General features: G+C 33.3%; 13 protein-coding genes. 10 read left to right on the top strand and 3 right to left on the bottom strand.

Annotated elements, in window-relative coordinates; translation table 11 throughout:
- The first annotated feature begins 433 nt into the window (after positions 1 to 433).
- The 4 genes from IWX80_RS08955 to IWX80_RS08940 all read left to right on the top strand — a co-directional run bounded on the left by IWX80_RS08955 (position 434) and on the right by IWX80_RS08940 (position 3,105).
- Entirely contained in the window at positions 434 to 1,555 is a 1,122-nt protein-coding gene (locus IWX80_RS08955; RefSeq protein WP_196853127.1) for an SRPBCC family protein, read from the top strand.
- A gap of 60 nt (positions 1,556 to 1,615) precedes the next feature.
- On the top strand, positions 1,616 to 2,158 hold the full coding sequence (locus tag IWX80_RS08950) for an RNA polymerase sigma factor (protein WP_113633275.1): 543 nt from the start codon (positions 1,616 to 1,618) through the stop codon (positions 2,156 to 2,158).
- Between the two features lie 32 nt (positions 2,159 to 2,190).
- Positions 2,191 to 2,604, top strand: coding sequence for a hypothetical protein (locus IWX80_RS08945; RefSeq protein WP_196853126.1), 414 nt, complete (start codon positions 2,191 to 2,193; stop codon positions 2,602 to 2,604).
- 114 nt (positions 2,605 to 2,718) lie between these two features.
- Positions 2,719 to 3,105, top strand: coding sequence for a sensor of ECF-type sigma factor (locus tag IWX80_RS08940; RefSeq protein ID WP_334682300.1), 387 nt, complete (start codon positions 2,719 to 2,721; stop codon positions 3,103 to 3,105).
- A 56-nt stretch (positions 3,106 to 3,161) separates the two neighbouring features.
- On the opposite strand, the gene IWX80_RS08935 is transcribed toward IWX80_RS08940, so the two are convergent.
- Complete coding sequence (locus tag IWX80_RS08935) at positions 3,162 to 4,232, bottom strand: sialidase family protein (protein ID WP_196853124.1); 1,071 nt, start codon at positions 4,230 to 4,232, stop codon at positions 3,162 to 3,164.
- A gap of 116 nt (positions 4,233 to 4,348) precedes the next feature.
- Between IWX80_RS08935 and IWX80_RS08930 the strand changes: the two genes are divergently transcribed.
- From IWX80_RS08930 to IWX80_RS08920, 3 genes are all read left to right on the top strand, one after another.
- Positions 4,349 to 5,743 carry a hypothetical protein gene (locus tag IWX80_RS08930; RefSeq protein ID WP_196853123.1) on the top strand — a complete coding sequence of 465 codons (1,395 nt, stop codon included), beginning with the start codon at positions 4,349 to 4,351 and terminating at the stop codon, positions 5,741 to 5,743.
- Between the two features lie 118 nt (positions 5,744 to 5,861).
- Positions 5,862 to 7,823 (top strand): KUP/HAK/KT family potassium transporter, encoded by a 1,962-nt coding sequence (locus IWX80_RS08925; protein ID WP_196853122.1) that lies wholly within the window; start codon positions 5,862 to 5,864, stop codon positions 7,821 to 7,823.
- 139 nt (positions 7,824 to 7,962) lie between these two features.
- Positions 7,963 to 9,222, top strand: a complete 1,260-nt coding sequence (locus IWX80_RS08920) for an RsmB/NOP family class I SAM-dependent RNA methyltransferase (RefSeq protein WP_196853121.1) — start codon at positions 7,963 to 7,965, stop codon at positions 9,220 to 9,222.
- 178 nt (positions 9,223 to 9,400) lie between these two features.
- Here the strand turns inward: IWX80_RS08920 and yaaA are convergent, their stop codons facing one another.
- Entirely contained in the window at positions 9,401 to 10,159 is a 759-nt protein-coding gene (gene yaaA, locus IWX80_RS08915) for a peroxide stress protein YaaA (protein ID WP_196853120.1), read from the bottom strand.
- A 134-nt stretch (positions 10,160 to 10,293) separates the two neighbouring features.
- On the opposite strand from yaaA, the gene IWX80_RS08910 reads away from it, so the two are divergent.
- Together IWX80_RS08910 and IWX80_RS08905 are read left to right on the top strand one after the other, a co-directional pair.
- A complete protein-coding gene (locus IWX80_RS08910; protein ID WP_334682299.1) occupies positions 10,294 to 10,845 on the top strand; it encodes a GNAT family N-acetyltransferase in 552 nt (183 codons plus the stop codon).
- Positions 10,846 to 10,896: 51 nt separating this feature from the next.
- Positions 10,897 to 12,159: a protoporphyrinogen/coproporphyrinogen oxidase gene (locus IWX80_RS08905; RefSeq protein WP_334682298.1), complete on the top strand. Its 1,263-nt coding sequence runs from the start codon at positions 10,897 to 10,899 to the stop codon at positions 12,157 to 12,159.
- A 120-nt stretch (positions 12,160 to 12,279) separates the two neighbouring features.
- Here IWX80_RS08905 and IWX80_RS08900 read toward each other — a convergent pair whose 3' ends face one another.
- Positions 12,280 to 13,812, bottom strand: coding sequence for a SulP family inorganic anion transporter (locus IWX80_RS08900; RefSeq protein WP_196853118.1), 1,533 nt, complete (start codon positions 13,810 to 13,812; stop codon positions 12,280 to 12,282).
- A 373-nt stretch (positions 13,813 to 14,185) separates the two neighbouring features.
- Here IWX80_RS08900 and IWX80_RS08895 point away from each other — a divergent pair, with 373 nt between their 5' ends.
- A complete protein-coding gene (locus IWX80_RS08895) occupies positions 14,186 to 15,604 on the top strand; it encodes an adenosine deaminase (RefSeq protein ID WP_196853117.1) in 1,419 nt (472 codons plus the stop codon).
- The last annotated feature ends 69 nt before the right edge of the window (positions 15,605 to 15,673 follow it).

Raw genomic sequence — 15,673 nt, 5'->3', positions numbered from 1 at the left:
TCAAGGTCAATTAGTGTTCGCAGGCTTGTTTTTTGTTGCATTTGTTATTGCTGCAATTTATTCCTATCGAAAAGATATCAAAATTCATAATGAGTTTTACAAGGGGAATTACAAAATTGTAATAGGATTTGTAGTTTTTATTGGTATTTTATTCCTCATAAAAATATTTTTCAAACGTTAGTTTTCTCCAAATAAAGAAACCAATTCCACTTTACAGTGGAATTTTTTGTTTTGAAATACATCTGAATATGCTATCAAAATTCTTGTTTGTGCATAAAAATTGAAAATTAAGGCATTGAAAATTAATTTTTTAACTGCTTCTAACAATTAAACTTCCGTTTTTGAATCAAAATTGCCATCATATTTATTTAACACTTTCCGCTACTTGTAAATTAAATCTTTAACTTTACAAAAATTAATAAACCCGTGTATTATGAGGATTTTAAAATATTTATTTCTTTTACTGCTACTAAGTTTTGTGGCTTTATCCATTTTTGTAGCTACTCAAAAAGGAGATTTTACCGTAGAAAGAAGTAAAATCATAAATTCTCCAAAATCAAACGTTTTTAATTTTGTCAATGATTACAGAAACTGGGAAGATTTTGGCTCATGGATTACTGCAGATCCCGAGATTAAAATTAATTATCCCGGCAAAACAATTGGTCCTGGAGCATCGTATTCCTGGGAAGGAAAAGATGGAAACGGTGATATGAAAACTCTTTTTGTGAAAGAAAACGATAGTATTTCTCAGAAAATGAATTATAGCGGTACCGAATCTTCGGTTTTTTGGAAATTTAAAGATACCGTTGGAGGAACAAAAGTAACTTGGAAAACCATTGGAAAAATGAGTTTTTCAATGAAAGTATACACTGCGTTTAATGGCGGCATCGATAAAATCATTGGTGAAATGTATGAAAAAAGCCTGGCCAATCTTGATAAAACTTTAGATTTTGAAATAAACACCTACACGGTAAAAGTGGACGGACCAGCTAAAAAAACCGGAACCTTTTATTTGAAACAAACCTTCAATAGTAAAATTTCGAATGTTATTAAAAATTCAAGAATCGTATTTTATAAAATCAACACTTTCTGTAAACAAAACAACATTGAATTGAATGGAAAACCATTTTTAATCTATCACACTTATGATGTAGCAAGCGGATTGACTAAAGTTTCGTTTTGTGTACCCATAAAAACTCAAATTTTAACGAGTTCAGGAAGTGATATTTTAGCTGGAAAACTAGAACCATTCGACGCTGTTAAAACAACTTTAAACGGTGATTATTCCCATACTCAAAAAGCATTGGACAAAACTAAAGCATACATTAATGCCAATAAAATTGTGCTAGATCCTACATTTTCACACTTGGAAGTTTTCACTACTAGTAGAACAGAAATTAAAAATCCTTCAAAATGGATAACTGAAATCTACTATCCGATACAGCCAAAAGTAATTCCTGTAAATTCTTATGTTCCCGCTGCTATCAAGAAAGTAGAACCTGTAAAAACTCCTGAACCGGTTATCAATAAAGAAGAAGAGCAATCTGAATTTTAAATATTATTAAACCGATTAAACCTTTATGATAAATTCCACTCTAACCTATAAATAATAATTTTGCAAGAAGAACAGGAATTTATTAACCAATTGTTATCCCCTAAAACGCAAAACCAAGCGTTTCAGCAGTTGATATTGGATTATCAAAGACCACTTTACAATCATATTCGTAATATCGTTTTGAATCACGATGATACGGATGATGTTTTGCAAAATACTTTTATTAAAGTATTTCAAAATTTAAAGAATTTTAAAGGTGAAAGCAAACTGTTTTCATGGATATACCGTATTGCGACCAATGAAGCTTTGACTTTTTTAAAACAGAAATCAAAAATAAGTGGTATCTCATCTGAAACATTGCAAAACAAAACCTTAGATAATCTGGAAGCTGATGTGTTTTTTGACGGTAATGATATTCAAATAAAATTGCAAAAAGCTATCGCATTATTACCTGAGAAACAACAATTAATTTTTAAAATGAAGTATTTTGAAGAACTCAAGTATGAAGAAATTTCTGAAATTTTGGGAACTTCCGTTGGTGGATTAAAAGCATCCTATCATATTGCAGTAAAAAAAATAGAAGCTTTTGTATCTACTAATTAAACCTTTTTGCAATAAATACGTCTAAAGAAAATATGAAAGCATTTAAATTAGAAAACGAGCCTAAAATTGAAACCGGATTCAAAACACCGGATCATTATTTTGAAAATTTTTCAGTCAAAATGATGGAGCAATTCCCTGCGAGTGAACCAAAAGTTATTTCTATTTTTCAAAAAAGGAAAAATTTAATTATGATGGTGGCAGCCGTTTTGGTACTTGCGCTGATGATTCCAATTTTTAATTATTCATCTGCCAGCAGCAATGAATTGGATTCAACTGAATTAGAAAATTACATAACGTATCAATCTAATGTAAATCAATATGATTTGATAAGTGGCCTGGAAACAGAAGATATTAACAACATGAATACAAGTATTGCAATAGAAGATGAAGCGATAGAAGATCTTTTATCTGGAAATTCAAATTTGGAAAATCTTATTTTAGAATAAACAACAAACATGCTTTTTAAGCTTTAATTAAAAAATAACAAAATGAACGTTAGAAAATTATTACCCCTACTATTCTTATTTGTTTCATTCAGCTTTTACGCTCAGGGCGAAAGTATGAAAGAAAAAAAAGAAAAAATAAAAGCGTTGAAAGTAGCTTTTTTTACAACAGAGCTTGACTTGACAGGCAATGAGGCTGAAAAATTCTGGCCGCTTTACAACACATTTGATGACAAACAATTTGAATTAAGACATCAGAAAATGCGCGCTTATATGAAAAGAATGAGTGATGGCTCATTAGATAAAATATCTGAAAAAGAAGCTAATAATTTCTTAGTTCAAATGGAAGATACTGAAGAAGAATTATTTTTACTTCGAAAAAAGTTTACCCAAAATTTGCGAGGCGTATTACCCTCGGTAAAAATTATTAAACTTAGAAAGGCTGAAGAAGATTTCAATAGAAAATTGCTTCACCAATATCGCAATAAAGGCCAAAAAAAATAATTACTTTTTATTTTATTAGTTCAACAAGAACCTAAGCATCGGACAAAATCTATTGCTTAGGTTTTTTGTTTAAAGTTGATACGAATCATTTTATTTTGTCCAGCAGCAATAGCGGTTTTTTCATCCAGAAAGCGAATTGTATTCAATGTGGAATCGGATGATAATTGTTTCCAAGAAGTCCCGCTATCTAACGAATAATATATTCCTGAAGTCCCTACAGTTACAAGTCCTTTACCGTTACTTCTAGGAACATACTGAACACAAGATGCATACCCAAAACCTTGATTTTCAGCTTCAAGTTTCCAAGTTTTACCTCCATCAATTGTACTGGCTTTATTGGAGAAATTCTGATTTCTGATTTCATAATCGCCTCCAGCTACAAACCCAATATTTGCATCGTAAAAGTCAGCCGTAAAAATTCCCGTCATAGCTTTTCCTTGCACAATTGGAGTTTCATAAACCGACCAACTATTTCCTCTATCAGAGGAATAAAAAACTCTCGATTTTTTTCCACCGGAAACAATCCATGTATGATTTCCTTTGATTACAACATTAGTATTGCTTGCCGCAAAAGCAGCCTCGCCATCCATCACTTTCGGTAATTTATCACATGGGGTTTTATTCCAGGAATTCCCTCCGTCACGTGTCGTTATTATGTTGAGACAATCAGCAATTGGATCTCCCATGGCTATTCCTTCTTTGTCATCCCAAAACTGCATACTATCATAAAAGACTTTCTCATGATTTTCCTGATACACTACTCTTGCTTCCTTATCCTCTTTTGAAATTTGGTACAATAAAGCAGGATTTGCAACATTCAGAATAAAAACATGCTTAGTTGTTTGAGCAATACTTCTAAATTCAAGTTTTAAAGAATCCTTGGTGATTTTGTTCTCTATTTTCTGATTGGTACCTAAATTATAAAAACCATATCTACCTTTATCTGCAGCGTACCAAATTTTATTTTTATCCATTTGAATCGCTCGAATACTTATTTTATCTTGAAATAACGTATCAATTTTTACGGATTGAAAATTAACAGTATTTGAATTTAAAGATTCATAAGCACCTGTTTTACAAGACACAAACGCAATTAAAACTAATAGAATTAAAAAAATATTTTTCATTTTTGTACATTTTAGCGCTAATTTACAATTAATAATATAAATACAGATAGAGACTAATATTTATTGGCACAGTAATTGGATATTGAAAAAAAAGGGAAAACTTAAACCAATTTATTATGAAAACGAAACTACTATTATTGAGTCTATTGACTTCTGTTTTCGCAACACAAATACAAGCGCAAGATAGAACATCAGTAAATGCCATGAATGCTGAAATCAGCGATAATCTTGATTTGAGAGCTGTTGCTTCTATTTTTGGCGAATCTAGAGACCTACAGGATTTTGAAAGACGCTTGAACGATCCTAAACTTCAGATATCAAATTTAGATTTAAATAATGATAATGAAGTTGATTATTTGCGGGTTATTGAAACCGTGGAAAACAGAACACATTTAATCATTGTTCAATCCGTAATTGATCAAGATGTATACCAAGATGTTGCCACAATTGATGTGGAAAAGGACAGAAATAATAAAATCCACGTACAAGTAGTAGGAGATGTTTTCATGTATGGCGAAAATTATATTTATGAGCCTGTTTATTACACTACTCCTGTAATTTATGCTTCATTCTGGTCTAATAATTACCGTCCTTATTACTCAACTTGGAACTGGGGCTATTATCCTTCCTATTATTATGCATGGAATCCATTTCCAGTATTCCGTTACAGAAATAACATAAATATTAATTTGAACATTAACAACAATTATAATTATGTAACTAATAGAAGAAGTAATCGAGCTGTAGTTTTATACAATTCAAGACGTTCCAATGGATATGAAAGGCAAAATCCAAACTATTCATTCTCAAGAAGAAATGCTACTGTTGCAAACCGATATGAATTAGATCAAAGAAGAGTTTCAAGAAATGATAATGGATATTCTAATAGAAGAGCCGTTACCTCACGAGACAATTCTCTTAACAGAACTGGCCCTTCAAGAGGAGGAGTTGCTCCGCAAAGATCAGGTTCTTCAAGAGATTATTCTCAAAACAGATCTGATCGTTCAACTCAGGCAATGCCACAAAGAGGAAATTCTCAGAGAGAGTATTCTCAAAACAGAAGTAATCCTTCTACTCAGGCCACGCCTCAAAGAGGAAATTCTCAGAGAGATTATTCTCAAAATAGAACCAGTCCTTCTGCACAGGACACGCCACAAAGAGGAAATTCTCAGAGAGAGTATTCTCAAAATAGAAATAGTTCTTCTGAACAAACAACTCCTCAAAGAGGAAATTCTCAGAGAGAGTATTCTCAAAACAGAAGTAATCCTTCTACTCAGGCAACTCCTCAAAGAGGAAATTCTCAGAGAGAGTATTCTCAAAACAGAACTGATCGTTCTACACAGGCAACGCCTCAAAGGGATTATTCTCAAAACAGAACTAGTCCTTCCAGACAAGCTGCACCACAAAGAGCAGAGTCTCAAAGCAGAGGGAATTCTTCGAGAGAATCAGCGCCACAAAGGTCAGAAAGTCAAAGAGGTAATTCTTCCAGAAACGACAATAGAAGATCCTAAAAACACTTCACCATAAAACATACAACACGGCTCGACAAGCCGTGTTTTTTTTATTATATAAAAAAGAGTTAATTTATTTTTAAAAGTGTAAATTTGACCAGTTTTTTAAAAAAATTTCATGAGCACTTCACACAAAAACCTCCATAGTAAATGGACATTAGGTGGATTATTAATTTCATTGGGAATAATTTACGGGGATATTGGAACTTCGCCCTTGTATGTAATGAAGGCCATTCTTGGAGATCATATAATAAATGCTGATATTGTTTTAGGCGGAATCTCATGTGTTTTTTGGACACTTACTTTACAAACCACCATAAAATATGTAATCATTACTTTAAGTGCTGATAATCATGGCGAGGGTGGAATTTTTGCTTTATATGCCTTAGTCAAGAAAACAAAAATCCAATGGTTAATTGTCCCCGCCATAATCGGGGGAAGCGCCTTACTGGCTGACGGGATTATTACTCCTCCTATCTCCGTTTCTTCTGCGGTTGAGGGAATCAGAACCTATTATCCGGAAATAAATACTATCCCCATTGTTATTGGTATTTTATTTATACTTTTTACCATTCAACAATTTGGAACTAAATTAGTTGGAAAATTCTTTGCGCCAATGATGCTGATTTGGTTTGGAATGTTAGCCGTTTTGGGTTCTATCCAAATCGCGCAGCACACAGATGTCTTTAAAGCAATCAACCCTTATTATGCCTATCATTTATTGACCATTCATCCCGAAGGTTTTTTTGTTCTAGGATTTGTATTCCTTTGTACAACGGGTGCTGAAGCATTGTACTCTGATATGGGACATTGCGGACGAAAAAACATCAGAATTAGCTGGATTTTTGTAAAAACAGCTTTAGTTCTTAATTATTTTGGACAAGCAGCCTATTTAATTCAGCATGAAGGTGAAACATTGCAAAGCTTAGGTGGAAAAAATGGAAATCCTTTTTACCTTATAATGCCCGATTGGTTTCAACCGATAGGAATTGTAATCGCTACGCTGGCTGCGGTAATTGCTTCACAAGCATTGATAAGCGGCTCATTTACTTTGATAAATGAGGCGATGCGATTGAATTTTTGGCCTAAGGTAAAAATTAAATATCCTACTGAATTAAAAGGGCAATTATACATTCCATCAATAAACTGGTTGCTGTTTTTAGGCTGTGTTGGAATCGTATTGCACTTTGAAGAATCCAGTAATATGGAACATGCTTACGGACTCGCTATCATTTTATGTATGATTATGACGACAATTTTACTTAATTTTTATTTGATAATGAAAAGAGTAAAACTGTATTTCATTATACCATTGATTAGTATTTATTTAGCAATTGAGTTTAGTTTCTTGGCTGCCAATATTACTAAATTCGCTGACGGTGGTTATGTAACGCTTTTTATCGCAATCACTTTAATTAGTATAATGACAATTTGGTATTTAGCGAAAAAAATTAACAAGAGCTATACGAAAATAGTTAAAATTGAAGATTACAAAAAAGTTCTGGTTGAATTAAGTGCCGACTTATCTATTCCAAAATATGCAACACATTTAGTTTACATGACCAATGCTGGAAGAACAGACGAAATAGAAGAAAAAGTAATGTATTCTATTTTACAAAAAAGACCTAAAAGAGCTGATATTTATTGGTTCGTTCATGTCAATATTTTAACGGAACCATACAAAACTGAATATAAAGTTACCGAAATTGTCAAAGATGATTTGTATCGTGTAGACTTCAATTTAGGATTTAGAGAACCTACAAAAATTAACTTGATGTTTAAGGAAGTTATCAAGGATATGGTACAAAAAGGGGAAATGGATATTACCAGCAGATATGAGTCTTTGAATAAAAACAACATCATTGGTGATTTCAAATTTGTTTTATCCGAAAAATTCCTTTCGAATGATAGTGACTTGAGATGGCATGAAAAAATAATTATGAATTCTTATTTCTTAATTAAAAAATTGAGTTTATCCGAAGAGAGAGCTTTTGGCCTGGACAGTAGCTCTGTTAAAGTAGAGAAATTCCCGATGGTTCTTCATGCACCTGAAAAAATAGGATTGACAAGAGTAAAATAATTTTTTTGCTTTTAAAAAGATCAATAAAACACTGTAGTAGTACAGTGTTTTTTTTGTCAGAAAATTTAAAAACAACATTCATTATTAAAAATATAACATTCAATCAATTAATAGTACCTTTGCACCTCAATTATTTAAAATGAGATTACACAGAAATTTAGTTTACACAACAATAGATGCTTTAAACGCCATTTTTAACGAAGGTGAATATGCGGATAAAGTAGTTGCCAGATCCTTAAAAAAAGACAAACGTTGGGGAAGCTCTGACAGAAAGTTTGTTGCCGAAACCATCTACGAAATAGTACGTTGGAAAAGACTATACGCAGAAATAGCCGAGGTAAAAGAACCATTTGACAGAGACAATCTTTGGAGAATGTTTTCTGTTTGGGCAGTATTAAGAGGATATCCTATTCCAGATTGGCGTCAACTGGAAGGAACTCCTGAACGAAAGATAAAAGGGCGTTTTGACGAACTTTCTAAAGTGAGAGCTCTAAAAGAATCTATTCCGGACTGGATGGATGAATTGGGAGTTCAGGAATTAGGGGAAAAAGTTTGGGCAACTGAAATAGCAGCTCAAAACCAACCTGCTAAAGTAATTTTAAGAGTAAATACCCTTAAAACTACGAGAGAAGCACTTCGCGCTATTTTGATGGATTTAAACATTGAAACAGAAACGTTGAAAAATCAACCAGATGCTTTGGTACTGAAAGAAAGAGCCAATGTTTTCCTTACTGATGCTTTCAAACAAGGTTTCTTTGAAGTTCAAGATGCTAATTCTCAATTAGTAGCTGCTTTCCTTGATGTAAAACCAGGAATGCGTGTTGTGGATACGTGTGCAGGTGCAGGTGGTAAAACGTTGCACATTGCTTCTTTGATGGAAAACAAAGGACAATTAATCGCTATGGATTTGTATGAAAGCAAACTGAAGCAATTAAAAATCAGAGCCAAAAGAGACGGTGCTTTCAATATTGAATACCGAATTATTGACTCGACAAAAATCATCAAAAAATTACACGAAAAAGCGGATCGAGTTTTAATTGACGCGCCTTGTAGTGGTTTAGGAGTTTTGAAAAGAAATCCTGATGCTAAATGGAAATTGAAACCGGAATTTATTGATAATATCCGTAAAGTACAATCGGAAGTTTTAGAGAGTTATTCTAAAATTGTAAAACCGGGTGGAAAATTAGTGTACGCCACTTGTTCTATATTACCATCAGAAAATCAAGAACAAATTGCTCGTTTTTTAACTACTGATATTGGTAAACAATTCAATTTTGTTAAAGACCAAAAAATCTTGGCTTCAGAATCTGGTTTTGACGGATTCTACATGGCTTTGTTAGAGCGTAAAGATGAAGTAAAAAAGGTAGAAGAACTAAAAGAAAAGCAAGTTAAAGCATAAAAATATAGTTATCAAATTGTAAAAGTCCATGCTGAGCATGGACTTTTTTCGTTTAAAATACTACCAATAAGCTGATTAAACTATTTTCTTATTGTTAAATCTAAAGACGAAATACAGTCTGCTACTTTAGGATTAACAAGATTTAAAAATTTATTTATAATTTACAGATTTTAAATTACTATCGCGTAAAAACCAAATGATTTCCTTCTGATAAATTAGCATCAAACTGATAGCCATCATAATTGAAACCTTTCAAATCGTCTATCGTTTGAGCATCAGTATCAATAATATAACGCACCATCATTCCTCTCGCCTTTTTAGCAAAAAAACTGATTATTTTTAGTTTTCCGTTTTTGTAATCTTTGAATTCCGGAGTGATTACCGGAACTTTCAATGCTTTCACATCAATTGCTGAAAAATATTCAGTACTAGCTAAATTGACGAATAACTCTCCATCTTCAAGTTCTTTATTTAAAGCCTTTGTAATTATTGGTTTCCAAAATTCATACAGGTTTTTGCTGTCGCCAATGGGTAATTTTGTTCCCATTTCCAATCGATATGCCTGAATCAAATCTAATGGTTTCAGCAATCCGTACAAACCGGAAAGAATTCTCAAACGATCTTGTAAAGCTTCTATTTTTTTTTCAGGAATCGAATAGGCATCTAATCCAATGTAAACATCACCATCAAAAGTATATACTGCTGGACGTGCATTTGAAGTCGTAAAAGGAGTTTTCCAATCTTGATTTCGCTTCCAGTTTAAATCAGCCAGTTTATCTGAAATACTCATTAAATCAGATAAATCAGCAGGCTTTTTTTCTTTTAAAACTTTATGAACTTGACGCGATTCTTTTAAAAACAAAGGCTCGGTGTACAATTGCATGGGTAACTGTTTCTCAAAATTTAAAGACTTGGCTGGCGATATTACAATTTTCATAGACAATACTCTTTTGATCGTTTTTTATTAGTTCGCTCAAAAGTACTAATTGCAATCAAGAAATCAAGAATCATTAAATTGATTTGTTTAATAGTTCGATAGATAATGAGAATTGTTTCCTAATTTAATTATTTTTGAAAAATAAATACCAACAAATAATTATGAATACGATTGAGATTAGAAAAGCAACAGTATCCGATTTGGAAACAATCCAAAAGATAAGTATCCAAACTTTTACTGAAACTTTTGCGGCTGTAAATACACCAGAAAATATTACTGATTACATCAAAGACAGCTTAAATACCGAACAATTATCGGCTGAATTAAACAATGCCAATTCTCAGTTTTATATAGCGTATTCAGATATAGAAGTCGTTGGATATTTAAAAATAAACTTTGGTGATGCCCAAACCGAATCTTTTAAAGAAAATACTTTAGAAGTGCAACGGATTTATGTTTTACAAAATTTTCATGGAAAAAACATTGGACAGCTTCTACTTGACGAAGTGAAGAAAATTGCCCAAACTACAGGCGTTGATTATATTTGGCTCGGTGTATGGGAAGAAAATCATAGAGCACTCCAATTTTACACAAAAAATGGATTTGTTGTATTTGACAAACACGTTTTCAAGATGGGTAATGACGAGCAAACAGATTTATTGATGCGATTTCACATACCTAAATAAAATTAAATTATCACTTGTTTAGGCGCTTCTAAAACGGCAATTGACTTATTTTTGTACCAAATTTTATCAAAAACTATGAAACAGGATGTAATTATTGTGGGAGCAGGACTGGCGGGATTATCAGCGGCTGTTCATTTGCACCGTCAAGGGCGAAAAGTACTCCTTCTGGAAGCTAGTGATCGTGCGGGCGGAAGAATTAAAACCGATTCTCATGAAGGTTTTCTTTTAGACAGAGGTTTCCAAGTGTTGTTGACGGCTTATCCTGAAACGCAAACATTATTGAATTATACCGATTTAAAACTAAAGAAAATGTTACCCGGAGCAACCGTTCTTTATGACGGAGGGAGTTTTGAAATAGCAGATCCATTCCGAAGACCATCGGCAGCATTTGCTACTCTTTTTGCTCCCGTTGGTACATTAAAAGATAAAATCAATACACTTTGGTTAAAAAATAAATTACAAAAACTAACGATTGACGAAATTTTCGAGCAACCGGAACAAACAACGCTCAAGCAACTGGCGGATTATGGTTTTAGTCCAAAAATGATTGAACGTTTTTATGCGCCTTTTCTTTCCGGTATCTTTTTGGAAAACAAGCTGCAAACTTCCCGCAGAATGTTTGATTTTGTGATGAAAATGTTTTCAGATGGAGATGTGGCGGTTCCTGAACTAGGAATGGAAGAAATACCCAAACAGTTAGTTGCCATGCTTCCCGAAGGCAGTATTCAATGCAATACAAAAGTCACTGCTATTGAAGGCAAAACCGTAATTACTGAAGATGGAACCGTTATCGAGGCCAACCAAATCCTTTTGGCTACGACCGCAAATGCCTTAACCCAAAAATACTTTCCGAAGCAAAAAATGACTTCGTATCAGGTAACAAATATTTATTTTGAAGCCAATGAAGCGCCAACTAATAAAGCTATTGTCATTCTAAATGCTTCAACTAAGAAAAAATGGGTAAATAATTTGACGGTGATGTCTAATGTTTCCAAAGCTTATGCGCCAAAAGGAAAAGTGCTTATTTCCGTTTCTTTCAATGGAATCCCAATGATTAATGACGCAACTTTGGCAGAAAATATGAAAAAAGAGTTACAACAATGGTATGGCGAAAAAGTAAGTTCATGGAAAATGCTGAAAGCTCATCGCATTGAATATGCTTTGCCAACGCAGGAAAGTGTAAGAAATACGATTGAAGCTTCTGAAATAAAAATTTCAGATACACTATTTATTTGTGGAGACAACTTACTGAATGGTTCTATAAATGCCGCTCTAAAAACAGGACGATTAGCTGCCGAAGCAATGAAAATATAGTTTGCTGTAGTAAAAAATTAATAAATCCAATATTGCCACAATTTCACCGATTCTAATTTATTAAAAAATATAATCGGTGAATCTGTGGCTATTTTTTTTGCCATTTTATAAATTACATCGCTAATCTATTACTACTTTATAGGTAGGATCTTCGAGAATATTTACGTCAATTACGGTGGCAGCGTTTTTTAATAAGGTTCTGCAATCTGTGCTTAAATGTCGCAAATGAACCGTTTTATTGACTTTCGCATAACGCTCCGTAATTTTATTTACGGCATCAATCGCACTCATATCGGTAATTTTACTTTCTTTAAAATCAATAACGACCTCGTTTGGATCATTAGAAACATCAAATTTCTCTGAGAAAGCCGTAGTGGAAGCAAAAAATAAAGGTCCATAGATTTCATAATGCTTCACCCCTTTTTCATCAATATATTTCTTAGCCCGGATTCTTTTGGCGCTTTCCCAAGCGAAAACTAAAGCAGAAATAATTACTCCAATTAAAACAGCTAAAGCCAAATTATGTAATACAATAGTGATTAGCGCAACCAAAACTCCAACAAAAATATCGTGTTTCGGCATTTTATTGATAATTCTAAAACTTGCCCATTCAAAAGTTCCGATTGACACCATAATCATGACACCAACCAAAGCCGCCATAGGCAATTGTTCAATTATTGGGGCACCAAATAAAATAATAATAAGTATAGTCAGCGCAGCAACAATTCCAGACAATCGCGCTCTGGAACCCGCAGAAAGATTCACTAAAGTTTGCGCAATCATAGGGCAACCACCCATCCCGAAGAAAAAGCCATTTAAAATATTTGAACTCCCTTGCGCAATACATTCGCGATTTCCATTTCCTTTTGTTTCGGTGATTTCATCAACTAAATTCAAAGTCAATAAACCTTCCGTGAGTCCCACCGAGGCCATGATTAAGGCATACGGAAATATAATTTGTAAAGTTTCCAGAGTCATTGGAATATTAGGTATATGAAATGGCGGAAAACCACCACTTACTGAAGCAATGTCACGAACGGTTTTAGTTTCGATTCCAAAGAAAAATACCAATGCAAAAACCACAATAATAGCTACTAAAGAAGCTGGAACTGCTTTTGTCATTTTAGGAAGCAATACCACAATTCCTATTGTCAGTGCAACTAATCCCGCCATAATGAACAATGGAGTTCCTGAAAGCCATTCACTTTTCCCGCTGACAATTGTCTTGAATTGTTCCAATTGCGACATGAAAATAATAACCGCTAAACCATTCACGAAACCAAACATAACGGGTTGCGGCACCAATCGGATGAATTTTCCAAGTTTAAAAATACCTACTAAAATTTGTAATATACCTGCCAGGGCAACGGCTGTAAGAACATATTCTAATCCGTTTGAGTTCATTAAAGCGATTAAAACAATAACAGTTGCTCCTGCTCCACCGGAAATCATTCCAGGCCTTCCACCGAAAACTGCCGTTATTAAACCGGCGATAAATGCAGCGTATAAACCCATCAGCGGAGGAAAACCCGCTACTATAGCAAAAGATAGGGATTCTGGAATCATGGTCATAGCAACCGTTAATCCCGCTAAGATTTCTATTCTGTAATTGACTTTTTGTGAGAAATCAAATAAATTAAATGCTTTTTTCATAAAATAATTATAATAACAAACTTCCGGTACAATTTTATATTTCAAAATTGCATCAAAAAAAAATTCGATAAACTTTTTTGGGGAAAATCCCTCGATTTAAAGACTCTAAATCAGGTCGGAGTGCCTTCAGAGATTAATAGGATAACGTTTTTCATTAGAGCTGCAAAGGTAAAAATTTTAACTTGTTTCCCCAAACAGAAAGTGAAATTGTGTAAATTTGGCAAAAATTATCGTTTTTTTTCATAAAAAAAGCATTTTAACTCCACATCATTCGATTCAAATTTAAAAATAGCTTTGAATCAAAATCTTTAAAATGGAATAGCGTTTTATGAAAATGACAAGCAAAACACTATCTACACAATTAAAAAAACCTATGAAATTACTACATACTTTATTCTTCGCTCTTCTTTTCAATGTCAGTTACGCACAATCGACAAATGACTATTTTGAAAGGATTAGAAATAATGAAGCTGAATTAACTGCTTTCTTTTCACAAATGCCAAAAGGCGGCGATTTACACCACCACTTTTCCGGTTCAATTTACGCGGAACCATTATTACAACGTGCCATTGCGGAAGATTTTTATCTCAATATTGAAACGATGGATGTTTTAAAAGAAAAACCATCAACCGGAAACTGGGAGTTATTTTCGACATTGAAAAGCAAAGGAACATTAGACATTTACAAGCAAAAAATCATGCAAAAATGGTCCGTAAAAGATTATAATCATGTAGATTATCCATCAGACAAACTGTTTTTTGAATCGTTTATGAAGTTTGAACCAGCCATCAAGGGAAATTTTGGACAAGGTTTATTGGAACTAAAAAACAGAGCCATTTCAGAAAATGTCAGTTACATCGAAACACAATTATCTACGATTCCAACTATAATGAACACGGATGATTTGACGAAATTTAATTCCAGATTGCGAAAATTAGCTTTGGCAAAAGATGAAAAGGCAATTTTAAAAACATTGGATTCCGTGTACAATTCCTTATTGAAAAAAAATGCTGAATCTTATGCCAAAACATTCAATACTGATTTAGTAGCAAAAATGCATAACGATTTAAAAATTGATGATAATCAATTTACGATGCGCTATCAAAATTTTGTATTACGTTTCATGGAACCTGTTGATTTATTCAAAAATCTGGTAATCGCATTCATTTCGGCAGATCAAAGTCCTTTGATGGCGGGTGTTAACATTGTTTCACCAGAAGATGGCGAAACTTCGATGAAAGATTATTGGTTGCACATGGTGATGTTTAAATATTGTCATTCTCGTTATCCAAATGTAAAATATACAATGCATGCCGGTGAGCTGACACTTGGTTTGGTACAACCGGAAGAACTAACGTGGCATATTGGCGCAGCCGTTTATACTGCAGGAGCTCATCGTATTGGTCACGGAGTTGATATGGCGTACGAGAAAGATTCGTATGATTTATTGCGTTATATGGCTAAGAAAAACATTCCTATCGAAATTAACTTAGTGAGTAACGAGTTTATTTTGAAAGTGAAAGAAAGCCGTCATCCACTGACTTTGTATAAACAGTTTGGCGTTCCTATAGTAATCAGCACTGATGACGCAGGAATTTTGCGTACGAATATGACCGAACAATATGTTTTGTTAGCCAAGAGATACAAAGACGTTTCCTATTCAGATATAAAGCAATATGTGTACAACAGCATTAATTATAGTTTTATAAAAGAGGCTTTTGTTAAAAAACAGTTGCTTAAGGATTTAGATGCGAAATTCAAAACCTTCGAAGCTAATTTTCCTTTGAAATAAACTGATAACTTCATTCAATATTTATCTTTAAAACACAAAAAATCCGCTACGAAAGCGGATTTTTGTTGA

This window comes from Flavobacterium sp. CAN_S2, assembly GCF_015752255.1.
Taxonomy (GTDB): Bacteria; Bacteroidota; Bacteroidia; order Flavobacteriales; family Flavobacteriaceae; genus Flavobacterium.
This window is presented reverse-complemented; position numbering and strand designations above follow the sequence as displayed.

Coding starts and splice junctions, on each gene's coding strand:
- IWX80_RS08955 (WP_196853127.1), top strand. CDS start 434: ATGAGGATTTTAAAATATTTATTTCTTTTACTGCTACTAAGTTTTGTG.
- IWX80_RS08945 (WP_196853126.1), top strand. CDS start 2,191: ATGAAAGCATTTAAATTAGAAAACGAGCCTAAAATTGAAACCGGATTC.
- IWX80_RS08940 (WP_334682300.1), top strand. CDS start 2,719: ATGAAAGAAAAAAAAGAAAAAATAAAAGCGTTGAAAGTAGCTTTTTTT.
- IWX80_RS08935 (WP_196853124.1), bottom strand. CDS start 4,232: ATGAAAAATATTTTTTTAATTCTATTAGTTTTAATTGCGTTTGTGTCT.
- IWX80_RS08930 (WP_196853123.1), top strand. CDS start 4,349: ATGAAAACGAAACTACTATTATTGAGTCTATTGACTTCTGTTTTCGCA.
- IWX80_RS08925 (WP_196853122.1), top strand. CDS start 5,862: ATGAGCACTTCACACAAAAACCTCCATAGTAAATGGACATTAGGTGGA.
- IWX80_RS08920 (WP_196853121.1), top strand. CDS start 7,963: ATGAGATTACACAGAAATTTAGTTTACACAACAATAGATGCTTTAAAC.
- yaaA (WP_196853120.1), bottom strand. CDS start 10,159: ATGAAAATTGTAATATCGCCAGCCAAGTCTTTAAATTTTGAGAAACAG.
- IWX80_RS08900 (WP_196853118.1), bottom strand. CDS start 13,812: ATGAAAAAAGCATTTAATTTATTTGATTTCTCACAAAAAGTCAATTAC.
- IWX80_RS08895 (WP_196853117.1), top strand. CDS start 14,186: ATGAAATTACTACATACTTTATTCTTCGCTCTTCTTTTCAATGTCAGT.